We start from the raw sequence: 23,017 nt of genomic DNA, 5'->3' as shown, positions 1-23,017 counted from the left end.
ACCCATTCCTGCACTCCCGCACCCCGGTGCACTCCGCCATGCCGAACTCGCCCGCTCCCTCCTCGCCCCCGCACGCAGGCCTGAGCCGGCGCACCTGGCTGTGCCTGGCCGGCTCGGTACTGGCTGCCGCCGGCTGCACCACGCAGAATGGCCGCTTCCAGGGCACCTTCATCCAACCGTGGAAAAGCTTCGAATCGCTGTCGCTGGACGAGTGGCGCCAGCGGCTGCGCACCACGCGGGCGCTGGGCTGCGACGAAATCGTGCTGCAGTGGAGCGCCACGGAAGGCGGCACCTACCCCTGGACCCTGCCCGAGAGCCTGATCGCCCTGATCTTCGACGAGGCCGCGCGCGAGGGCATGTCCATCCGCATGGGCCTGCCCTACGACGAGCGCTGGTGGACGGTGCTCTCTTCCACCGATCCGCAGGTGCTCAAGGACTTCTTCGCCAGCACCCAGAAGCGCTGCCTGGACTATGCGAAGACCGCGCCCTGGAGCCGCCGGCCCAGCTTCCGCGGCTGGTACCTGCCTTACGAGCTGGACCAGTACAACTGGGCGACGCCCGAGCGGCGCGCGCTCCTGGTGGCCTGGCTGCAGGCCATCGCCGCAGGCACGAGCCAGCCCCAGCCGCTGGCCGTGTCCACCTTCTACAGCCAGCTGCAGACCACGGGCAAGCTGACCACGCTCTGGTCGGACATCCTCGACAAGGTCATGCTGCGCCCCATGCTGCAGGACGGCGTGGGCGTGGCCGGCATGGGCAACTACGCCGGGCTGGAGCCGCTGCGCGGCCTGCTGCGCCAGCGCAAGGTGCCGTTCGACCTCATCGTCGAGCTGTTCGAGCAGCTGCCGGCCCTGGAAGGCACGGGAGGCGCCTTCCGCGCCCGCGCCGCGACGGCCGAGCGCGTGCGGGCCCAGCTCGAAGTGGCGCGCAACTACGGAGCCGAGCGCGTGATCGCCTTCGCCATCGATCCCTGGATGCTGGGCGACACGCCGGAAGCGCGCCAGCTGTTGCAGGACTGGCAAAAGTAGCACGGGTTCAGCCAAGAGTGCGCAAGCAGACAAAGTCTGCCTTGTGAAATACAAAAAAACTATTGAAAATGCATGTTCACTAAATTCACAACTATATGCCCCCCTCCGAGTCGTTGAGTCCGGCCGTCGCCGACCCAGATCTGGCCCAGGTTTTCGCGGTCGCCGCACAGCATGCCGACGCTGTGGACCGCGAAGGCCGCATCCCCACCGAAGCCCTGCAGGCCCTGCGTGAAGAAAAGCTGCTGGGCCTGCTGGTGCCGCGCCGCTTCGGTGGCCCCGAGCTCCCGATGCGGGCCGTCGCCAACCTGTGCCGCCGGCTCTCCGAAGCCTGCGCATCGACGGGCCTGATCTTCGCCATGCACCACTCGCAGGCCGCGGTGGCGATCCGGCAGACGGGCGACAGCGCCTGGCACCACGCCCTGATGGAAGACCTGGTGCGCAAGCAGCACCTGATCGCCTCCGCCACCACCGAAGGCGGCGGCGTCGGCGGCTCGATCCGCACCAGCTCCTGCTTTCTCGACCGGCGCACCGACGGGCTGCACCTGGACAAGGGCGGGGCCGTCATCTCCTATTCGGCTGCGGCCGACGTGTTCCTCGTCTCCGCGCGCCGCTCGGAAGACGCCGCGGCCTCCGACCAGCAGCTGGTGTCCGTGATGCGCGACCAGCTCACGCTCACCCCCCGTGGCCGCTGGAACCCCATCGGCATGCGCGGCGCCTGCACCGACCGGTTCGACCTCGCAGCACGCTGCAGCAACGATCAGATCTTCGAAGGCACCTTCGCCAAGGCCATGTCCGAGGCCATGCTGCCGACATCGCACATCCTGCTCGGGTCCGTGTGGCTGGGCGTCGCCGTGTCGGCGCTGTCGCGGGCGCGGGGCTTCCTGCGCATGCGCAACCGCAAGGGCATGCCGCTCAACCCCATCGCCAACCTGCGGCTGGCCGAAGGCGAGGCCCTGGTGCAGCAGATGCGCGGCATGCTCGCCGCCAACGTGGCGCTGTACGAAGACGGCGTGAGCCAGGCCTCCGGGCTGGACCGCATGGTGAGCTACAACGCGCTCAAGGTCGGCGCGTCGGAGCTCGTCGTGCGCATCACCGACATCGCGCTGCGCATCTGCGGCATCCAGGGCTACATGGAAGAAGGCGAGTTCTATCTGAGCCGCCACATCCGCGATGCCCATTCCGCCGCGGTGATGGTCAACGATGACCGCATACTCGGCAACATGTCGTCCGTGGTGCTCGGCGCACCGCTCGAACGCGACATCTGACAATCGGCGGGCCTGCGCGCTGCCTGCCTGCGGGCGGCGCAGGTCCACTTTTCCCATCGACACCTCACTCCTCATCGCCATGACGCAATCCGAAGTCGAAGCCCAGCTGGCCGACATGATCCAGGCCGCCATCTTCAAGAAGGTCGAACCCGACACCCTGCTGCTCGAATCCGGCCTGCTCGACTCCGTCGCGGCCGTCGATCTGATGCTGGCCATCGAGGCCCGCTTCGGCTGCACCGTGCCCATCACCGAGGTCGAGGAACACCTGCACTCGCTGCGCACGCTGTCCACCTACGTCGCAGCGCACAGCTGAGCCCGGCCTGGCCGAGGCGTTTGCTCCGCCGGCCCCGGCCGGCCTTCACTCCCCCTCTTTCCTGCGCGATGCCTGCCAAGGCGCGAAAGGAGCACCCATGCATTTCGACTTCGACACCGGCGAGTTCCGGGATCTGTCCACCCGCCCCGATGCGCTGGCCGTGATCGCCCACGACCGCAGCCTCAGCTGGCAGGCGCTGCGGGCCGAGGCCCAGGCCTGGTGCGACGAAGCCCGCGCGCTGGGCCTGGAGGCCGACGCCCCCATCGTGATCCGCGGCCACAAGGAAGCGGCCTTCATGGTGGCGCTCACCGGCGCCCTGATGCTGCGCGCGCCCTTCGTGCCGGTCGATGCGGTCTATCCGCAGGACCGGCTGCAGAGCATCATCGACACGCTGGACGCCCACCTGATGTACGACGCGGCGGCCGGCCGCTTCCAGGTGCTGCGCGAGGGCCCGGCCCCCACGCTGGCCGAAAGCGGGCTGGGCTACATCATGTTCACCTCGGGCACCACCGGTAAACCCAAGGGCGTGCAGATCGGCCGCGAGGGCGTGCAGGGCCTGATCGACTGGATGCGGCTCGACTTCGACCTGGGCGAGCTGCCGGTCTTCCTGAACCACACGGTGTTCAGCTTCGACGTGTCGCTCTACGACGTGTTCGGCGCGCTCACGACCGGCGGCACCATCATGATGCTGGACCGCGACTCGGGCGCCTCGGTGCTCAAGGTGGCCGAGCTGATCGCGCAGCACGGCGTCACCACCTGGGTCTCGACGCCCTCCTTCGCGCAGCAGCAGCTGCTGAACCCCGGCTTCTCCGGAGCCTCCCTGCCCTCGCTGCGCACCTTCCTCTTCTGCGGCGAGCCGCTGCCCGTGCCGCTGGCGCGGCAGCTGCGCAAGCGCTTTCCGGGCGTGCCCATCCTCAACACCTACGGGCCTACGGAGGCCACCGTCGCCACCACGCTGCTGAAGGTGGACGACGCCCTGCTGGCCACCGATGCCGTGATGCCCATCGGCTACGCCAAGCGCGACGCGCAGGTGTATTGCGACGAGGGCGAGCTCTGCATCGTGGGCACGCACGTGATGCGCGGCTACATCAACCGCCCCGACCTGAACGCCACCCGCATGTTCGTGAAGGATGGCCTGCGGGGCTTCCGCACGGGCGATCTGGGCACCGAGGGCGAAGGCGGGCTGCTCTTCTGCCAGGGCCGGATCGACGACCAGATCAAGCTCAACGGCTACCGGCTCGAACTGCTGGAGGTGGACGCCGCCCTGGCCACGCTGCCCGGCGCGCGCGCCGGAGCGGCCGTCGCCCTGCGCCGCGCCAACGGCTCGGTGGCGCGCCTCGTGGCCTTCGTGGAAACGGGCGAAGGCAACGAGAGCCTGCCCGAAGAGCTGGCCGACTGGAAGAACCTGCTCGCCGCCCGCCTGCCCCACTACATGCTGCCGACCGAGCTGCTGCCCTGCCCGCGCATGCCGGTGTCGGTCAACTACAAGATCGACCGCGCCAAGCTGGCCGAGCGGTATCTGGCGCTCAACGCCTAGCGCTTAACGCTTGACCGGGTCGGTGCGGCTGGGCTGCATCACCAGCACCGGCTTGCCGGCCGGGCCGACCAGGAAGAGGCTCAGGTAGTCGCCCGGCTGCAGCGCCGGCAGCGCCTGGGCGGCGGTGGCGGCTTCACCGCACTGGCCGCTCAGGCTGGCCTTGACGGGATTGACCGAGCGCGCAGCCGAGGCACCGGCCGCCACATCACGGAACACGGGCGTGCCGGCGGGCGAGAGCGCCAGCTGCGCCTTGGCACAGCCCTCCGCCAGGTTGTAGAAGCGCAGTTCGGCCTTGAGCGCATCGGGCGTTTCCGCCGTGTCGTCGATGGGCGTGAAGGCGAACTGTGCGCCCTCGCGGCGCAGCACCAGGGTGCTGAAGGTATTGGGCTTCACTTCCAGCGAGGCGGCCGGCTTGCCGTCCACCTGCACGCTGAAGCGGCGCCCACCGGCCACGATGGCGTAGCTGGTGGCGGGCAGCTCGCCCCCGACGCGCTGCACCGGCCCTTCGGCCACGCGCACCTGGAGCTTGGCCGGGGCAGGATTCACCACACGCACGAACGATGAGCCGGCCGGCGGACGCGCGGCGTAGAGCTGCGACAGCGCGCCCTCTTCGGCCGAGGCCGCACCCACCGCGGCGCCGAGCGCCAGGGAGAACATCAGACCACGCAGGGGGAAACGGATGGGAAAGCAATGCATCTGCGAACTCGCGTCAGAACTGGAAATAGAGGAAGCGGGTTTCCCGGTGCAGGTTGACCAGGCACAGGAACAGCACCAACAGGGTGGCGGCCAGCCAGGCCCCGTTGGGCCGCCAGCGCAGCCAGGCCGGCGTGGCCTCCTGCGGCTTGGCGAGGGCGGGCGAACAGTGTCCCAGGATCTGGTGCGAATTGGGCGCCAGCCACACGATGGCCAGCAAGAGGACCAGATACACGGCGTGCAGGTTCCGCCCGATCCAGAGGCTGGGCGGCGCGTCGCCGGCGATCAGGCCGGCGAAGGAGGCGCGGATGTCTTCCATGCCGTTCGCGCCCGCCATGGCCTTGAGCAGATCCACCGCCTGCGGCACGTCCACCGCGCGGAAGAAAGCGTGCGCCACCATCACCGCGACGAAGGTCAGCAGCACGCAGAAGCTGCGCCACAGCCAGCGGCTCCAGGCCTGGGAGGGAGCGATGCGCGGGCCCATGACGATGCGCCACGCATGGTTGATGCACAGATAGCTGCCATGCAGCAGGCCGTAGATGAAGAACTGCCAGCCCGCCCCATGCCAGATGCCCGCCAGCCCCATGGTGTAGAGCGTGGGCAAGGCGATCATCACCGTGAAGCCGCCCGCGGTGCGGCTGCCCACCGAGCCCACCGGCAGGCCGCGCCGGCTGCGCCAGCGCGACAGGCGCATGGCCATGGGGTAGTACAGGTAGGCGGTGAGGTAGCGCGTCAGCGTCATGTGCCAGCGCGCCCAGTATTCGATGATGCACGGCGCCTTGAAGGGCGAATTGAAGTTCAGCGGGAAGCGGATGCCGAACATCTTCGACAGGCCCATGGCCATGTCCGAATAGCCCGAGAAGTCGAAATACAGCTGCATGGCATAGGCCAGGCTGGTGCCCCAGGCGCCCCAGAACCCCAGGTGCGACGGGTCGGCGAAGCCCGTATCGGCATACGGGGCGATGGTGTCGGCGAACAGCACCTTCTTGGCCAGGCCGATCACGAACAGCGTGCCGCCGATGGACAGGTTCTCGGCCTTGAAGCGGTAGTTCTGCGGGTCCGCGAACTGCGGCATCATTTCCTTGTGGTGCAGCACCGGCCCCGCGATCAGGTGCGGGAAGAAGGTGACGAACAAGGTGTGGTTGAGCAGGCTGGGCGACTTGACCATGCCTGCCTTGCAGTCGAGCAGGTAGCCGATCTGCGTGAAGGTGAAGAACGAGATGCCGAGCGGCAGCAGGATGTCGTCCACCCGGGTGGCGGTCCAGCCCCAGTCGTGCAGCTCGCCCACCAGCGCCGCGAAATACTTGTAATAGAAGAGCAGCACGAGGTTGCAGGCGATGCCGAAGGCCACGGTCCACCACTGCCGCCGGGCCTGGCCGGCGCTGCGCACGATGAGCAGGCTCACGCCGTAGTTGAAGGCGATGGACGCCGCCAGCAGCACCACGAAACGCGGGTTCCACCAGCCATAGAAGACGAACGACACCACGCACAGCCAGAGCGCGGCCCAGCGCAGCCGCACGGTGCCCAGGGCGTAATAGCCGCCCAGCGCCAGCGGCAGGAAGAGGAACAGGAACAGATAGGAATTGAACAGCATGCCGTGTCAGCGCAGCTCGGCCAGCGCTTTGCGTTCCGCCGCGCTCAGGGGCAGCGAGAGCGAGAGTTCGGAGAATTGCCAGACCACGACCTTGAGGCTGGCGGGCCACTGGCCCTGCCGGCCCAGGGCGGCCAGCATGGCTCCGGCGAAGAAGCCGCCGTCCTGGCTCTGGTTCCACACCTCGCGCCCCAGGGCGCGCCCCAGCCGCCCGGCGAATTCGCTGCGCAGGCCGTTGGAGTCGCCCAGCAGCATCACTTCGGCGGCAGGCCCTTCGTCCAGCAGGCCGCCTGCCTGCACGGGCCGGATCTGCTCGGGAACGAAACTCTCGAGCGGCGGGCGCCAGCCTTCGGGGGCCTTTTCCAGGCCCGCGAGCACGATGAGATCGCCCATGCGGGGCTCGGGCGCGTTGCCGCGCACGTCGTCGAAGGCCTGCGCGCCCTTGCCGCCCAGCCCCGGCAGCGCGGACTGCGCCACCTGGCCGGCCGCCGCCTCGGCGCCTGCGGGCGCCATGTGGACGTCGGTGCGGTAATAGGCCTGCGGCAGCGCGGCGAGCGTGGGGCGCAGATCGATATGGGCCACGCCCTGCTCGGCCAGCGCCTGCTGGAACGCATCCATCCTGGCGCGCATGGGCTGCGACACGCGCAGGCCGCACAGCTGCGCGGCCTCGATGCGCGACTTGTCGGGCACGACCGCCACCACGGTGCGGATGCCGGCCTTGGCGAGCCGCTCCGTCCAGGCGCGCATGAGCTTCAGGCGCTCGTCGAAGGCGCCTTCGTTGCCGGGTTGCGGGCGCAGTCCGTCACGGTAGAAAAGCCAGCCCGGGCAGCCTTCGGCGACCTGCGGCCCCAGATCGCCCAGCAGCCGGTAGCGCAGCGCGGCGCTCCAGAGATCGATCTCGCCCTGCCCCGGCAGCACGCCGAGGGCCTTGTTGAGCTGGTTGCCGGCATGGCCGTCCACCCAGGTCGAGGGCTGGAAGTCCGCGGCGTCGAACTGCAGACGGGTCAGGCGGAAAACGCCCCAGGCGCAGCCAACGACCAGCACGAGGCCGATCACCCAGGCGATCAGTCGGTGGCCGGCCAGGGATGCGTCACATGAAGAGGGGGAAGGCGAAGGCGACGCCATCGCTCAGGATGCCAGCGCGGCCTTGAGCCTGCGGCTCCAATCCGCATCGCTGATCACCGAAGCCGCGTCCCAGAGGCCGCGCGCATCGGGGCCCAGGTGGAAGTTGGGCTCGAACAGCTGCCAGACCAGCGCCTGGGGCGGCTGCTTGCGGTACGCGTCCGACTCCAGGTATTCGAGCAGGATCGACCAGAAGCCCACGTCGCCCGGCTTCCAGTTGACCGAGACGCGCCGGTCGAGCAGGTTGGACAGCTTCTGCGGGAAGCCGAAATACGGCTGCACCATGCTGTTGCCCGTGACATGCACCGGGGCCTGCACCTCGCCCAGCAGGCTGTCGGCCTCCACGGCGCGGCGCACCGAGAAGATCTCGCGGCCCACGGACTTGCGCTGCTCCGGCGACAGGAAACGGTCCGCCAGATCGCCGAAGCGCCGCTCGTTGGACATCGAACCCAGGGCGAGGCCGGTACCGGGAGCCCCGGCCAGCTGGGGCACCAGGGAGCGGATCAGATCGGCCGTGGCCTGCGCGGTGGCGTCGGCAGCGGGCTGGGTCCAGTGCTGGTCGGTGCGGTAATAGACGGGCTGGCCGCTGCGCACCAGGCCACGCAGGATGCTGTCGTCGTCGAAGGTGGGGATGCCTGCCGCACGCATCCGCTCGAGGATGCCCGCATAGCGCGTGCGCATCTCGGGCGAGAGGCTCATGCCCTCGGGCAGCTTGTCTTCGTACAGCGCCATCTTGTCGGGCAGCACCGGCACCACCAGGGCGATGCCCTTGGCCGCCAGCAGCTTGCGCACCTCGGCCACGCGCGCGACGGTCGCATCGATGCCGGCCCAGTCCGGCGTGGCGGCATTGCCCCAGCCGGCGAACAGGTAGCCGTCCTTGCCGATCACGGCCAGCGTGCCCACCTGGGGCTGCTGGGCGGCCGCGGGCAGCGCGAGGCCGCAACCCAGGCCCAGAGACCAGGCCAGCACGGAACGGCGGCTGAATGCGGGGGAGGAAGCGGCAGGCAGGTTCATCATGGCAGCGAAGTGAAAAGGTTGAAGAGGCCAGGGAGCCGTGCCGGTATCCGGCGCCGGCCCCTGCGCCACAGGTCAGTAAGAGTACGACAGGTTCATGAACACGCCCTTGGAGCGGCTGGCATCGCCGCCGCCCAGGTTGGCGCGGTACTGCACGCTGAGGTCCACATGCGAACGCTGGGCGTTGTAGCGGTCCCCGGCCAGCCAGTAGCGGAAGTTCACGCCGGGCCCGCCACCCATCGACCACGACCGGCCGTTGCCCGCCAGGTCGAACGAGTCGTTGCCCGCCAGGGGAACGCCCGATGCGCGGTTGCGGGTGGAATACCAGTCGGCACCGACGGAGATGTGCGGGAAGATGACCAGCCGGTCGCTGTACGAGGACAGGAAGCTGCGGCCCACGCGCACTTCGCCCGCGGCAAAGCCCTGGCCGCGCTTGAGGCGGCCACGGTCGCTCGCCAGCACCTCGCCCGTGGCGCTGCGCACGGTGTAGCGCACGGGGGTGTCCAGCATGGTGTAGCCGGCCTGGAGGTAGCCCTCCATGGTGTACCAGCTCGTCGTGTCCAGACGCAGCGCCGTGCCGTCGTAGAAGCCGTAGAGCATGTACGCCTGCCAGCCCCCGGTGCCGCGGCTGGATTCGTAGTTCACCGCGGCGGCCTGGTTGTTCAGCTGGCAGCGAACGTCGTCGGGTGCCGGGTTGAGCGAGCCGCTGCGCGTGGCGCTGCCCAGCAGGAACTGCCGCTCCAGCCCGAAGGTGAAGTTGGCGGCCGTCGAAGGCGTATAGCGCGCGCCGATCGCCCCCGTGGTGGTCGGCAGGCCGGACACGCCCTGGAAGCTGGAATCACCCACGTTGATGGTGCCGCCGCCGCAGGGGTTTTGCACGACCTGCGAGCCGGTACGGTCGGTGCCGCTGCGCAGGGTGTTGGAGATCCGGCCATAGACGTCGAAGGTGGACGTGGTGGAGTTGAGGAACTCCGGCGGACGCCAATAGACCTCGGCCGTCGAGAACACCGAGTCGCCCGGCACCGACACCGGCTGGCCCACCAGCCCGTTGGACGCGGACCGTGCGCCGCGGTAACCGACCGAGACCGTCGCGCCCCATTCGCGCGAGAAGTTGGCCACGGCGCTGCGGGTGTCGAAGCGCTGCTGGGCATCGAGCGGCAGCTTGCCGGCATCGGCATCGTCGATGGCCTGGCGCAGCATGGCCGCAGCCGCCGGGCGGTTGCCGGTGGCGGCCGTGGCGTAGGCCTCGTCGAGGATGTTCGTGGGCGGCGCCTGGCCGGTGCTGCGCGCGGCGACGAAGTCCTGCAGCGCCAGCGCCGGCTGGTCGTCGGCCAGATAGAGGTAGGCGCGCTGGCGCAGCATGGCGGCGTCGTCGGGCGTCGCCTTCAGGGCCACGTCCAGGCGCTCCAGGGCTTCCTTGCGCTCGGGCGGCGTGCCGGCGGCCAGGGCGATGGTCAGCAGGTTCTGGTTGGCCGCGTTGTCGGGCTGCTCCGCCACAGCGCGGCGCGCCAGGGCGATGGCGTCGGCATAGCGCTTCTGGCCATAGGCGGCGTAGGCGCGTGCGGCGGGGTTGTCGGTTCCGGGGGCATCCCAGGGATGCACTTCGCAGACCGTTCCGTAAGGCGTGTCGCGGCACAGCTGCAAGGGCGCGTAGGCGGCGACGTCGAGCTTGTCGGCCGTGCTCCAGCCCCAGCCGCCGATCTTGGCTGCGGCCTGCCGGCGCTGGTCGGCCTGCGCATCGCCTGAAGGCAGCGGGGCCAGCAGCGCCAGGGCGCGCTCGGGGTCGGCGGCGGCCAGCGCCAGGTCGGCACCGATCAGGCGGGTGTCGCGGCGCTGCGCGTCATCGATCCAGTCGTGGGCGAGCACGGCATCGATATCTTGCTGCGCGGCCTCGGAGCGCCCCAGCTGCTGGCGCAGATAGGCGCGCAGCAACTGGATGGCGGTGTTTTCGGGGTCGGCTTCCAGCGCTGCGGTCGCGGCCTGTTCAGCGGCCGGCAGCTCCTGCGCGCTCTGCAGGGCACCGATCAGCAGCAGCTGGTGGCTGGCCACGTCGGGCGCCAGCCGCACGGCCTCGCGTGCGCTCTGGACGGCGTCGGCGAGCTTGTTCTTGGACAGCGCCTCGTAGGCTTTCAGCGCGTACTGGTTGGCGATGGCCTGGCGCGCCAGGCGGACCCGGGCCACGATCTCGTCGCGGTTGGGTGCACCCAGGGCCAGGGCCTCGTTGCCGGCCTGGATGGCGGCATCGAAGCGCTGGTCGCTTTCCAGCGCGTTGAGCCAGAGCAGCACCCAGGGGCCCTGCGTGGGATCGGCGCGCACGGCCTCTTCGGCGGTCTTGGCGGCTTCGGCGTACTTGCCGGCGTTGTACTGCTCGTAGGCCACGGTCGCGATGGGGAAGCCCTTGCGGTAGGCCTCCGTCGTGGGCGCCCCCGTGCCTGCGGGCTGCGGGCTCAGGTTGGTCACGGCGGCGGTGAGCTCGGGGCTGTCCAGGCCCTGTGCCTTGGCCTGCTGCGCGGCGCGCAGTGCCTCGTCGCGCTGGCCGAGCTTTTCGAGGGCGTAGATGCGCAGCAGATGCAGCCGGACCACGTCGGGGCGCAGGCGCAGGGCCTGGTCGGCCCGCTGCAGCGCCATTTCGTAACGGCCGCGGTCGTAGGCACGGAAGCCGGCATTGGCCAGGCGCCAGGCCCGGCCGCGCAGCGCCGGTCCGGCCTGCGTATCTTTCGGGGCCCTGGCCGCCGAACGCGTGCGGCGCTTGCGCCGCTCCTGGGCGGCCGGCCGCTCGCGCGCGGCATTGGCATTGCCTGCGAGCGGCGGGGGCAGTTCGATCACACCGCGCGGAGCGACCGGCGTGCTCGGCGCTGGTTCCGCAGGCTCAGCCGGCAGATAGATGGGCCGCGACCGCGACGACACGGCATAGAACTTGGCAGGCCACAGCGGCATGGGGGCCGGCATGCCGACCACCATGTCGGGACTGCCCGGGAGAGGGAGCGCGCGCGCGCCATCGGCGGAGGCCTGCTCCAGGTAGGCACGCAGGGCGGCCTCCAGACGGGCGCGCAGCTTCTCGTGCTCGATGCTGACGGCAGCAGCTGCGCGGCCCTGGGCCGACGCCACCAGCGGCGGCAGGCTGCCCACCGGGTCCACGTCCGGACTGGCGTGCAGCGCATATTCCAGGCGCATGCGCCGGGCCATCGCGTCCCGCGGGTCCAGCAGCGGATAGGCGGTCTGGACGGGGCTGGGCGGCGCCGTGGGCTGCGGCGCATTCTTCGGCGGGGCCGACAGGCTGTAGCTCATCGCCAGGTGCAGCGGCAGCTCGTCGTCGGGCAGGCCATTGCGTGCCGCGTGCTCCAGGCCCGCCGCCGCGAGTGCCGGCGTGATGGGCCATACGGCGGCCAGGGCGATCGCGAGGATCGTGCGATTGCTCAATCGGTTCATGCGGGTACTGCCTCTGGGGCGCCTTTGTTGCCCAGGGGGGCTGCGGCGGCCAGCGCCGCTTCTTCTTGTTGGAACGAAATCGCTTCGTCCAGCGTTCCCTGATCGAGCCAGCCGTTTTCCAGCAGGATGGTGCCCAGGGGGCGCCCGGACTCGGCCTGCAGCTTCAGTGCCTGCTCCAGGTGGACGTCATCGATGGCACGCCAGGACAGCAGCACCTCGCCCAGACGCTGGCGGCGCTGGGTGAGCTGGTCCGCCGACGGGAAGTCGTGCATGGTCTTGTCCCAGACCAGCCGCGTGCCGAAGAGCTTGCTGGAGAGGAACAGGCGCCAGGCGCGGGCCGCCGCCATCGCGTTGATGCAGTTGCCCACGATCATGCGGGGCACCGACAGCACGCCGTGCTCCCAGCCGTACATGGTGGTGACGAAGTAGGCACGCTGGACCACGCGCATGAGCAGCGCGAAGGCGTTGAGGCCCATGACGGTCAGGAACCAGCCACCGGGCGGGAAGACCGACGGGTAGTACACCGTCCACCAGCCCATCGCATCGGCGATGTAGAACAGCAGGAAGTTGAACATCAGCAGGTAGCCGAGCATGGCCACGAACGAGGTGACGAGGCCCTTGCGGTCGCGGAACAGCAGGTACTTGGTCGCGAGCGAGCCGCTCCAGCCCACCTGCTCCCAGCCCTGCAGGCCGATGCCCAGCGTCCAGCGCGCCTTCTGGCGGTAGGCCGTGCGGAAGGTGTCGGGGAAGAATTCGCGCACGCCCAGCGGCATCTGGATGGAGCCGACCTTCTCGCGCCCCAGGCCGAAGAAGGAGATGCGCCGGGTCACGTAATCGACGTCGAACTTGCCGAAGATCTGCTTCATGCCCATGCGGCTCAGGCGTGTGCCGATGTCGTAGTCCTCGGTCAGGCTGTCCACGTTGAAGGGCTGGTTGTTGGTGGTCAGCGACAGTTCCTTCAGCGCCCGGTGCGAGAAGCAGGTCCCCACGCCGGCGGACGGCACCATGCTCGAGAGGCTCTCCCGCACCACCAGATCCTTGCTGTGCCATTCGGCGAACTCGTCCATGTAGGTGCCGGCGACGAGTTCGAACCAGCTGCGCTCCAGGGAAGTGACCGGCAGCTGGATGAAGTCCATGCGCGGCAGCAGGTAGCTGTAGTACTTGAGCTCCAAGGGGTGAAGCACGTCTTCGCTGTCGTGGAGCACCACGCCGGCGAAAGGCGCGGGCAGATGCTTCTCGTGCTTGAAGAGCGCCTGCACGATCCAGTTGAGGCAGTCGGCCTTGCAGGTGGGGCCGTCGTGCGGCACCTCGACGCGCACCAGCTGCCGGTAGCGGCGGCGCATGCGCTCGACCTCGGCGATGGTGCGCGCGTCGTTGCGATACGTGCCCACGAAGATGGTGTAGTTCTTGTATTCGAGCGTGGACACCATGTTGCTCAACATGGGTGCGATCACGTCGTACTCGAGCCACGCAGGCACCATGATCGCCATGGGCTGCTCGGGGCGTTCGCGGAGTTCCGCAGCGGTCAGGCGCTTGTACTTGCGCCGCACGGTCATAGACCGGTAGATCTCGCGCACCCAGTACCAGACATCGACGAACAGATCGTCGATGCTGGACAGCAGGATGACCACGCTGACCACGGCCGTCAGGATTTCAAGCCAGTGGTAGTAGTCAGCGAAGAAGTACGGCCAGTACAGCGACATGCGGATTCAATCCATCAAGTGACGGCAGCGGAGCGCAGCCATCAGGACGACTGGTCCTTGCGGCGCTTGGCGCGGTAGGCGAACACCAGCAGCAGCAGCAGTGCCAGCAGCAGCAGGCTCAGCAGCGGAACGCCCCACGACAGGTAGCGGCGCCATTCGTAGAACGCGCTCTCGCCGGCGCCCGGGGGCTGGCTGGCGGAGGGGTTGTTGCTGTCCAGCCAGCTCACCGGGCCTTCGGCGCCGATGATGGCGATGTCGCCACGGTTGAGCACGAACGACTTCAGCATGCCGGTCGGCTGCTCGCCCAGGGCCTGCCAGATCAAGCCGTCATGGCCGTTCGAGCGGCTGACTTCGGCAGCGCTCAGGCGCGAGAGGCCGTCCACATCGAGCCACGGCGTCTTCTTGCCGCTGATGCGCAGATGGGCATCCTTGATCTGGACCTTGGAGTCCACGCCATCCACTGGCACCTGCATCGCCAGGAAGGGCTTGGAGGGCGAGAACGCCTTGCCTTGCTCGGTCACCACGAATTCGGCGCGCACCGGCGTCACGCCGGAAGCCACGGCGATGCGGATCAGGCGCATGAGGGTCGTGGGCGCATCGGACAGGTAGGAAGCCGGCACGGCCACCACGGGCGAGCCGGACATCAAGGGCAGCAGACCCACGAAGGTGCCGTCGGGAGCGGAGTCGCCGGCCCTCACGTAGCTGGTCGGCAGCACGTTGACGGGGAAGCCTTCAGGCGTCTCGTTGCAGTCATTGGAATACGGCTGGCGCTGGAACGACACGCGCACCACGTTGTTCAGGCCCAGGGCGTAGCCGGGAACGCGCGCATCCAGCCGCTCGGGACGGCCGTCGGCCTCCAGGCGCTTGGCCGACAGCAGCACGTTGTTCCAGAACACGGAGGCCACGGGCCGCGTGGACGAGGCGCCGGGCGCGGCCGCGACGTCGATGACGAGGTCGGTGGGCATGCGGCCGTTCACGGCCACGGCGCTCAGCGGCAGCGTGGCGGTCCAGTCACCGCGGGACACGACGTCGAAGTTGGCCTCGGTGCCCATGTTGGCGAGGCGCAGGACGGAGCGGTCATCCAGCTCCGGCGCATCCGCCTTGTTGACCACCACCTGGCGGGAGGTCAGCACGTTGCGCCACACGTCCGCGAACGCGCCGGCCGCCTGGGCGCCGGCATCTTCGGACAGCACGATCACCGGGCGGGCGCCCAAGGTTTCGAGCTTGATCTGGTGCGAAGCCGGTGCCGCGGCACCCGCAGCGGTCTGCAGGCCACGCCAGCTCGCGAAGGCCTGGGCGGCGGCGGAATCGCTGCCGAACTGTGCGGCCACGGCGTTCAGCGCCTTGCCGATCTGCTGCTGCAGCGCGGCATCCGACACCAGCAGGTCGCCAGCGGCTTCTGCAGCGCCCAGCACGAGGAGCGCGCCGACTTCGGCGTCGTCCTTGAGCACGTAGCGGGGATTGCCGCCAGCCAGGCCCGCGAAGGCGGGCAGCGCGGCCAGGCCGGCCGGCACCTGCCAGCCGCTGGTGTTGATGGTGTCGCCCGGCACCGGGAAGGCCTTGACCTGCACGCGGCGGCCGGCCTGCTCCAGCGCGGCGCCCATGCGCCATGCGGTGTCATAGGACGCCTTGGACAGGTTGCGCGAAGCCACCAGGAGCGTGGGGCGCGCAGGCAGGGTCAGCCAGGCATCGGCCAGGCTGGTCAGCGCAGCGCTGTTGAAGCGGTAGGTGAAGCGGGTCTCGGGCGAGATGGACAGCACGTTGCCGGTGGAGCGTTCCACCTCGCAGATGCGCTGGGCGACGTTGTTGCGCCAGTTCACGCCCAGGCGCAGGAAACCGTTCGTGCGCACCGAGGTATCGACCTTCAGCAGCTGGCTGGCATCGCCCTCCTGGGACTCGATGCGGCGCGAGAACGTCGGCCGGCCGTTCACGAAGACCACCATCCAGGTGCGGCCCTCTTCCGCCTTGTAGTAGCGGCCGTTGAAGTCGATGGTGGCCTCGGCCAGCGGCAGCGAGCGCGGCACGGGCAGGTAGAAGTCCTGCTTGGAGTCGAAGCCGTTCATCAGCACGGCGTCGTTGAAGCCCAGGTCGGACAGCGCGAAGCTGCGCGTGACCCACACGTCGCCTTGCAGCCGCTGCAGAGCGTCGCTCGCAGGGCTGGCGAGCGCCAGCAGGGGGGCACTCAAACCCATCATGCAGACCAGTCTGGCGGTGTGCTTCAGGCGCGGCGGAAGGGAAAGGACCATGGGAAAGCTCCGGGGTAATACGAACATGAATCGGGAAAACGGCTGGCCGGACATGGCTCAGGGACGGAATTCGGTGAACGGGCGGTTGCAGAGGGCATCCACGATGCGCTGACAAGCGTGGCCGTCGCCATAGGGATTGCCCCGACGGCTGAACTCGGCATGCACGCCCGCGTCGTCCAGCAGGCGCCGGGCCTCCTGCACGATACGGCTGTGCGAGGTGCCCACCAGGCGCACCGTGCCGGCCGCCACGGCCTCGGGGCGCTCGGTGACGTCACGCATCACCAGCACCGGCTTGCCCAGGTAGGGCGCCTCTTCCTGCACGCCACCGGAGTCGGTGAGGATGAGGTAGGCGCGGCGCATGAACCAGACGAAATCCAGGTAGTCCAGCGGCGCGATGAGATGGACGTTGGGCAGGCCCGAGAGGGTTTCCTTCACGACATCCTGCACATTGGGATTGAGGTGCACCGGATAGACGATCTGCACGTCGCTGCGGCCGGCGAGTTCCTTGAGCGCGGCGCAGATGTTGCGGAAACCGTCGCCGAAGTTCTCGCGGCGGTGGCCGGTCACCAGCACCAGCTTGCGGCCGGCGTCGAGCCAGGGGTAGCGGGCGGACAGGCTCGAGTCGAGCACCGGGTCGGCATCGAACTTGGCGATGGTGGTGGCCAGCGCGTCGATCACCGTGTTGCCGGTGACCCAGATCTGGCCGGCAGCGCCCTCGCGCGCGGCGGCATCGCGGGCCGACGGCGTGGGCGCGAACAGCCACTGGCTCATGCAGTCCACGACGCGGCGGTTCATCTCTTCGGGGAAGGGCGACTGCATGTCGCCGCTGCGCAGGCCGGCTTCCACATGGCCGATGGGAATGCGCCGATGGAAGGCAGCCATGGCGCAGGCCGCCGCGGTGGTGGTGTCGCCATGCACCAGCACGCTGTCGGGGCGCACGGTCTGCAGCACGTCGTCCACGCTGCCGACGAGGCGGGAGAACAATCCGTTCAGGGTCTGGTTGGGACGCATGACGTCGAGGTCATGGTCGGCCTGCAGGTCGAAGAGCGCCATGACCTGGGCCAGCATCTCGCGGTGCTGGCCGGTGACGCAGACCACGCTCTCGATCTGCGGCTCACGGCGCATGGCGATGACCAAGGGAGCCATCTTGATGGCTTCGGGTCGGGTACCGAAAATCGAGAGAACACGCATTCGAGGTCGCAGCAGCTATGCCCGCGCCAAGCGTGCCGCCGTGGGGCGACCCCTCCTTCGCACGAGCTGGACAACAAGGAAGGCACACGGAAGTGCACCTGCGGGCGGGAGCGATCTGCGTCGTCTGACCCTCGAAGGCGCGATATTAGCAAATGTCTCAGGGGTAAACGGACGTGACAAATCGACTTTCCACCCCGATAGCAATAATTAAACATCGGAGCGTCGTAGCCGTCCTACGAATCTGACGAGGAGGCCCGTGTTAGCCGTTGAACGCGGCGCCGTGTTCAAGGCCTGTTGACGATCCCGTCATGCCGGTTGACGATCCCTCGAGAGATCACGCTGGAGCGCACTCACTCGGATGGGTGGGTGCTTCGGATGCGCCGCATGGGCTTTCGAGCCCACGCAAGCGACCGGCGCGTCCCCGGACAGACTGCATGGTCCAGCGGCGCTTCAACCCGAAAGGCAGCGGAATGGGTGGGATGGGTGGTGTGGGGGACGAGGCGCGGTGCGGACCACCCGCCACGCCAACTCACGCCCCCTTTCCGGGAAATTCCCAGCGGGCTCCCCAGCCCGCATAGAGCGGCCTCAGGCCAGCTCGTCGGCCCGGGCCTGGGCCGCAGCGAAGTCCAGGTCGCCCGAATAGATGGCGCGGCCGCAGATCACGCCTTCGACGCCTTCGCTCTCCACGGCGCAGAGCTGCTCGATGTCGGCCATGCTGCCCAGGCCACCCGAGGCGATGACGGGAATGGTCAGCGCCTGCGCGAGCTTGACCGTGGCGTCGATGTTGATGCCCGACAGCATGCCGTCACGGCCGATGTCGGTGTAGATGATGGACTCGACGCCCCAGTCCTCGAACTTCTTGGCGAGGTCCACCACCTCGTGGCCGGTGAGCTTGCTCCAGCCGTCGGTGGCGACCTTGCCGTCCTTGGCGTCCAGGCCCACGATGATGTGGCCGCCGAAGGCGCTGCAGGCATCTTTGAGGAAGCCCGGATTCTTCACCGCCGCCGTGCCGATGATGACGTAGCGCAGGCCGCCGTCGATGTACTTTTCGATGGTGTCCATGTCGCGGATGCCGCCGCCCAGCTGCACGGGGATGTCGTCGCCCACCTCCTTGAGGATGGACTTGATCGCGCCGTAGTTCTTGGGCGCGCCGGCAAAGGCGCCGTTCAGATCGACCAGGTGCAGGCGCCGCGCGCCGGCATCCACCCAGCGCCGGGCCATGGCCGCAGGGTCTTCGCCGAAGGTGGTGGATTGATCCATGTCACCTTGCTTGAGGCGCACGCAGTGACCGTCCTTGAGGTCGATGGCAGGGATGAGCAGCATGATGTGAGAGATGAGCCGACGAAAGGTAAGGCTGTGCCGGGCCTGGGCCCGGCGGGTTGATGGAACTCAGGGATTCCAGTGCAGGAAGTTGCGGTAGAGCGCCAGGCCCTGGTCCGCGCTTTTTTCCGGATGGAACTGCGTGGCAAAAATATTATCGCGTGCGATGGCCGAGGCAAAGCGGCCGCCGTAGTCGGTTTCGCCTGCGCAATGGGCCGCATCCCGCACCACGGCATGGAAGCTGTGGACGAAATAGAACCAGCTGTCGTCGGGAATCTCGCCCCAGACCGGATGCTCGGCGCCCTTGCGCACGCGGTTCCAGCCCATCTGCGGCACCTTGTAGCGGCTGCCGTCGGGCTGGGTGCGGCCTGCCAGGTCGAAGCGGATGACCTCGCCCGGGATCAGCCCGAGGCCGGGCGTGTCGCCCTCGGCGCTGTGGTCCAGCAGCATCTGCATGCCCACGCAGACGCCGAAGAGGGGCTTGGAGGCGGCGGCTTCCAGCACGCTCTCCTGCAGGCCGGAATCGCGCAGCTCGCTCATGCAGTCTGGCATGGCGCCCTGCCCCGGCAGCACGACGCGCTGGGCGGCGCGCACTTCGTCGGGCTGGGAGGTGACGAGCACCGTCCAGCCGGTGCCGGCCGCCGCGGCCAGCACGGCCTGCGACACCGACCGCAGATTGCCCATGCCGTAGTCCACGACGGCGACGGTCTTTGCTTCACTATTCATAGCAGATTGCGCAGGAGGAAAGAGCGCCAGAGGCCGATGGGAGCCCGAGGAGTTACAGGGAGCCCTTGGTCGAGGGGATGACGCCGGCCGCGCGCGGATCGCGCTCCAGCGCGGCACGCAGGGCGCGGGCGAAGGCCTTGAAGATGGTTTCGCACTGGTGATGGGCGTTGAAGCCCTTCAGGTTGTCGATGTGCAGCGTGACGCCGGCATGGTTCACGAAACCCTGGAAGAACTCATAGACCAGCTGCGTGTCGAGCTGGCCGATGCTGCCGGCGGTGAACTTCACGTCCATGTGCAGCCCGGGGCGGCCCGAGAAATCGACCACCACGCGCGAGAGCGCCTCGTCGAGCGGCACGTAGGCGTGGCCGTAGCGGCGGATGCCCTTCTTGTCGCCCACGGCGCGCGCGAAGGCCTGGCCGATGGTGATGCCCACGTCTTCCACCGTGTGGTGGCCGTCGATGTGCAGGTCGCCCTCGCAGTCCACGCGCAGGTCGATCAGCCCGTGGCGGGCGATCTGGTCGAGCATGTGGTCGAAGAAGCCGATGCCGCTGGAAAGGCGCGCTTCGCCCGTGCCGTCGAGGTTGACGTACACGCTGATGCGGGTTTCGGCGGTGCTGCGGGAGACTTCGGCGGTGCGGTCGGCCGAGGCGTCGCCCTGCGAGGCGGAGGGTACGAGTGCGGAGGAGGTCATAGGGAGGCCTGGAGGGCGGCCAGCATCTGGGCGTTGTCGGCGGCGCTGCCGACCGTCAGGCGCAGGCAGTTGGCCAGCAGTGGATGCATTGTAGAAACGTTCTTGACGAGCACCTTGCGCTCTTTCATGCCTGCGAAGACACGGGCGGCGTCGGCCACGCGCAGCAGCACCATGTTGGCCTCGCTGTCCCACACGCGCTCGATGCCGGGCATGGCCCGCAGCGCGGCCAGCAGTTCGGTGCGCGCGGCGCACAGCTCGGCGGCCTGGGCGGCGAACACCTCGGCATGCTCGAGCGCGAAGAGCGCCGCCTCGCAGTTGAGCACGCTCACGTTGTAGGGCGGGCGCACCTTGTCGATCTCGTTCACCAGCGCGGCGGGGCCGATCAGGTAGCCCAGGCGCACGCCGGCCAGGCCGAACTTGCTGAGCGTGCGCATCAGCAGCACGTGGGCGTTGCGCTCGGGCTCGGCGCGCATGCGCGTGATCCAGCTGCGGCTGGCGAAGGGCTGGTAGGCCTCGTCCATCACCACGATGCCGCCCTGCTCGCCCACCGCGTCGGCGATGCGCTGCACCACGGCCTCGTCCCACAGCGTGGCCGTGGGGTTGTTGGGGTAGGCGATGTAGGTGATGGCGGGCTTGTGCTCGGCGATGGCGGCGAGCATGGCCGCCTCGTCCAGCGCGAAGTCGGGCGTGAGCGGCACGCCGACGAAGTCCAGCCCCTGCAGCTGCGCGCTCATGGGGTACATCACGAAGCCCGGCATGGGCGCCAGCATGGTGGCGCGGCCGCCGGCATGCGGCTGGGCGCAGGCCAGGGCCAGCAGGGTGATGATCTCGTCGGAGCCGTTGCCCAGCAGCAGCGCGCTGCCTTCGGGCGCGCCAGCATAGGCGGCCAGCGCCGCCTTCAGGTCGTTCTGGCGGGTGCCCGGATAGCGGTTGAGTTCCAGCGCGCCCAGGCGCTGGCCCAGCGCGGCCTGCAGCTCGGCCGGCAGGCGGAACGGGTTCTCCATGGCGTCCATCTTCAGCACGCCGGTGGCGGGCTGGACGGAATAGGCGTGCATGGCGCGCACGTCGGGGCGGATGCGGTCCAGGGCGCGCAGGGCGGCAGGAGCGGTGACGGCTTGGTTCATGCGGCGGATTCCTTGGCGGCAGAGGGAGGGCAGCGGGCCGGCGGCACGGGCGTGAGGCGCAGCTCGGCGGCGCGGGCATGGGCCTGCAGGCCTTCGCCGTAGGCCAGCTCGGCGGCGATGGTGCCCAGCTTCTGGGCGCCCTGCTCGCTCACTTCGATCAGGCTGCTGCGCTTCTGGAAGTCATAGACGCCCAGCGGCGACGAGAACCGCGCCGTGCCGCTGGTGGGCAGCACGTGGTTGGGGCCTGCGCAGTAGTCGCCCAGGCTTTCGGACGTATAGGCGCCCAGGAAGATCGCGCCGGCGTGGCGCAGCAGCGGTTCCCAGCGGTGCGGGTCGGTGCTGCTGACTTCCAGATGCTCGGGCGCGATGCGGTTGCTGATGGCGCAGGCCTCGTCCATGTCCCTGGTGAGGATCAGCGCGCCCCGGTCGCTCAGGCTCTTGGCGATGATGGCGGCGCGGGGCATCTCGGGCAGCAGGCGGTCGATGGCGGCCTGCACGGCGTCGATGTAGGCCGCGTCGGGGCACAGCAGGATGGATTGCGCGAGTTCGTCGTGCTCGGCCTGGCTGAAGAGGTCCATGGCCACCCAGTCGGGCGGCGTGCTGCCGTCGGCCAGCACGAGGATCTCGCTGGGGCCGGCGATCATGTCGATGCCCACGGTGCCGAACACGCGCTTCTTGGCGCTGGCGACGTAGGCATTGCCCGGGCCGGTGATCTTGTCCACCTTCGGCACGGTGGCCGTGCCGTAAGCCAGCGCGGCCACAGCCTGCGCGCCGCCGATGGTGAAGGCGCGGGTGACGCCAGCCACGTAGGCGGCGGCCAGCACCAGCAGGTTCCTGGCACCCTGCGGGGTGGGCACGACCATGATGATCTCGCCCACGCCCGCCACGTGCGCGGGGATGGCGTTCATCAGCACGCTGGACGGATAAGCCGCCTTGCCGCCGGGCACGTAGATGCCCACGCGGTCCAGCGGCGTGACCTTCTGGCCCAGCAGCGTGCCGTCTTCGTCGCGGTAGCTCCAGCTCTCGCCCGAGGCCTGCTTCTGCGCCTCGTGGTAGCGGCGCACGCGGGCGGCGGCGGCTTCGAGCGCGCCGCGCTGCACGGCGGGAATGGCGTCGAACGCGGCCTTGAGCTCGGCCTGGGTCAGCTCCAGCGCGGCCATGCCGTCCACCTGCAGGCCGTCGAAGCGGGCGGTGTATTCGAGCACCGCCGCGTCGCCGCGCGCCTGCACGTCGGCCAGGATGTCGGCCACGCGCTGCTCGATGGCCGCGTCGGTGTCGGCGGACCAATGCAGGCGGGCTGCGAAATCAGCCTCGAAACTGGCTGCAGCGGTGGACAGACGGGCGGGGGCAGCTACGAAATTCATAGTGACTTCAGTCGTTGCGGATGGCGCCGGCGAAGGCGTCGATGATGCGGCGCAGCGGCGCCTGCTTGAGCTTGAGCGCGGCCTGGTTGACCACCAGGTGCGAGCTGATGTCCATGATGCGTTCGACCTCGACCAGGTGGTTGGCGCGCAGCGTGTTGCCGGTGGAGACCAGATCGACGATGGCGTCGGCCAGGCCCGTGAGCGGCGCCAGCTCCATGCTGCCGTAGAGCTTGATCATGTCCACGTGCACGCCCTTGGTGGCGAAGAAGTCGCGCGCGATGCTGGTGTACTTGGTGGCCACCTTCAGGCGCGAGCCCTGCTTGACGGCCTGCACGTAGTCGAAGTCGTTGCGCACGGCCACGCTGACGCGGCAGCGCGCGATGCGCAGGTCCAGCGGCTGGAACAGGCCCTGGCCGCCGTGCTCGATGAGCGTGTCCTTGCCGGTCACGCCCAGGTCGGCGCCGCCGTACTGCACGTAGGTCGGCACGTCGGAGGCGCGCACCAGCACCACGCGCACGTTCGGCTGGTTGGTGGGCAGGATCAGCTTGCGCGATTTTTCGGGGTCTTCGAGCACCTCGATGCCGGCGGCGGCCAGCAGCGGCAGGGTCTCTTCGAAGATGCGGCCCTTGGAGAGGGCCAGGGTGAGGGTGTCCTTGCTCATTC

General features: G+C 69.0%; 18 protein-coding genes. 4 read left to right on the top strand and 14 right to left on the bottom strand.

Features of this window, described 5'->3' with window-relative positions:
- Positions 1-38 precede the first annotated feature (38 nt).
- From BM070_RS17095 to BM070_RS17080, 4 genes are all read left to right on the top strand, one after another.
- Positions 39-1,025 carry a DUF4434 domain-containing protein gene (locus BM070_RS17095; protein WP_092940568.1) on the top strand — a complete coding sequence of 329 codons (987 nt, stop codon included), beginning with the start codon at positions 39-41 and terminating at the stop codon, positions 1,023-1,025.
- Positions 1,026-1,120: 95 nt separating this feature from the next.
- A complete protein-coding gene (locus BM070_RS17090; RefSeq protein WP_092940546.1) occupies positions 1,121-2,290 on the top strand; it encodes an acyl-CoA dehydrogenase family protein in 1,170 nt (389 codons plus the stop codon).
- A 79-nt stretch (positions 2,291-2,369) separates the two neighbouring features.
- Entirely contained in the window at positions 2,370-2,603 is a 234-nt protein-coding gene (locus tag BM070_RS17085) for an acyl carrier protein (RefSeq protein ID WP_092940545.1), read from the top strand.
- A 97-nt stretch (positions 2,604-2,700) separates the two neighbouring features.
- On the top strand, positions 2,701-4,140 hold the full coding sequence (locus tag BM070_RS17080) for an AMP-binding protein (RefSeq protein ID WP_092940544.1): 1,440 nt from the start codon (positions 2,701-2,703) through the stop codon (positions 4,138-4,140).
- Positions 4,141-4,143: 3 nt separating this feature from the next.
- Here the strand turns inward: BM070_RS17080 and BM070_RS17075 are convergent, their stop codons facing one another.
- The 14 genes from BM070_RS17075 to hisG all read right to left on the bottom strand — a co-directional run bounded on the left by BM070_RS17075 (position 4,144) and on the right by hisG (position 23,015).
- Positions 4,144-4,797, bottom strand: coding sequence for an alginate O-acetyltransferase AlgF (locus BM070_RS17075; protein ID WP_245785268.1), 654 nt, complete (start codon positions 4,795-4,797; stop codon positions 4,144-4,146).
- A gap of 52 nt (positions 4,798-4,849) precedes the next feature.
- Entirely contained in the window at positions 4,850-6,427 is a 1,578-nt protein-coding gene (locus BM070_RS17070; protein WP_092940542.1) for an MBOAT family O-acyltransferase, read from the bottom strand.
- A 6-nt stretch (positions 6,428-6,433) separates the two neighbouring features.
- On the bottom strand, positions 6,434-7,549 hold the full coding sequence (locus BM070_RS17065; protein WP_092940541.1) for an alginate O-acetyltransferase AlgX-related protein: 1,116 nt from the start codon (positions 7,547-7,549) through the stop codon (positions 6,434-6,436).
- 3 nt (positions 7,550-7,552) lie between these two features.
- A complete protein-coding gene (locus BM070_RS17060) occupies positions 7,553-8,563 on the bottom strand; it encodes an alginate O-acetyltransferase AlgX-related protein (protein ID WP_092940540.1) in 1,011 nt (336 codons plus the stop codon).
- Between the two features lie 72 nt (positions 8,564-8,635).
- Positions 8,636-11,989 (bottom strand): NfrA family protein, encoded by a 3,354-nt coding sequence (locus tag BM070_RS25290; protein WP_281245435.1) that lies wholly within the window; start codon positions 11,987-11,989, stop codon positions 8,636-8,638.
- Positions 11,986-13,692, bottom strand: a complete 1,707-nt coding sequence (locus BM070_RS17050) for a glycosyl transferase family protein (RefSeq protein ID WP_092940539.1) — start codon at positions 13,690-13,692, stop codon at positions 11,986-11,988. The genes BM070_RS25290 and BM070_RS17050 overlap by 4 nt, the downstream gene beginning before the upstream one ends.
- A gap of 41 nt (positions 13,693-13,733) precedes the next feature.
- Positions 13,734-15,938, bottom strand: coding sequence for a cellulose biosynthesis cyclic di-GMP-binding regulatory protein BcsB (locus BM070_RS17045; protein WP_092940538.1), 2,205 nt, complete (start codon positions 15,936-15,938; stop codon positions 13,734-13,736).
- Positions 15,939-15,995: 57 nt separating this feature from the next.
- Complete coding sequence (wecB, locus tag BM070_RS17040) at positions 15,996-17,129, bottom strand: non-hydrolyzing UDP-N-acetylglucosamine 2-epimerase (protein WP_092940537.1); 1,134 nt, start codon at positions 17,127-17,129, stop codon at positions 15,996-15,998.
- Positions 17,130-17,714: 585 nt separating this feature from the next.
- Positions 17,715-18,452, bottom strand: a complete 738-nt coding sequence (gene hisA / locus BM070_RS17035) for a 1-(5-phosphoribosyl)-5-[(5-phosphoribosylamino)methylideneamino]imidazole-4-carboxamide isomerase (RefSeq protein ID WP_092940536.1) — start codon at positions 18,450-18,452, stop codon at positions 17,715-17,717.
- Between the two features lie 66 nt (positions 18,453-18,518).
- The gene (gene hisH, locus BM070_RS17030) at positions 18,519-19,175 is read right to left on the bottom strand and encodes an imidazole glycerol phosphate synthase subunit HisH (RefSeq protein WP_092940535.1); all 657 of its coding nucleotides are present in this window, start codon (positions 19,173-19,175) and stop codon (positions 18,519-18,521) included.
- 52 nt (positions 19,176-19,227) lie between these two features.
- Complete coding sequence (gene hisB, locus BM070_RS17025; RefSeq protein WP_092940534.1) at positions 19,228-19,866, bottom strand: imidazoleglycerol-phosphate dehydratase HisB; 639 nt, start codon at positions 19,864-19,866, stop codon at positions 19,228-19,230.
- Complete coding sequence (hisC, locus tag BM070_RS17020; RefSeq protein ID WP_092940533.1) at positions 19,863-20,990, bottom strand: histidinol-phosphate transaminase; 1,128 nt, start codon at positions 20,988-20,990, stop codon at positions 19,863-19,865. Before hisC ends, hisB begins: the two co-directional genes overlap by 4 nt.
- Entirely contained in the window at positions 20,987-22,354 is a 1,368-nt protein-coding gene (hisD, locus tag BM070_RS17015) for a histidinol dehydrogenase (RefSeq protein WP_092940532.1), read from the bottom strand. The genes hisC and hisD overlap by 4 nt, the downstream gene beginning before the upstream one ends.
- 7 nt (positions 22,355-22,361) lie before the next feature.
- Positions 22,362-23,015, bottom strand: coding sequence for an ATP phosphoribosyltransferase (hisG, locus tag BM070_RS17010; protein WP_092940531.1), 654 nt, complete (start codon positions 23,013-23,015; stop codon positions 22,362-22,364).
- Between the last annotated feature and the right edge of the window lie 2 nt (positions 23,016-23,017).

The sequence above is a fragment of the Paracidovorax wautersii genome (assembly GCF_900113035.1).
Classification (GTDB): Bacteria; Pseudomonadota; Gammaproteobacteria; order Burkholderiales; family Burkholderiaceae_C; genus Paracidovorax; species Paracidovorax wautersii.
Note: the sequence above shows the minus strand (reverse complement) of the source record. Positions and strands in the feature narration are given on the sequence as shown.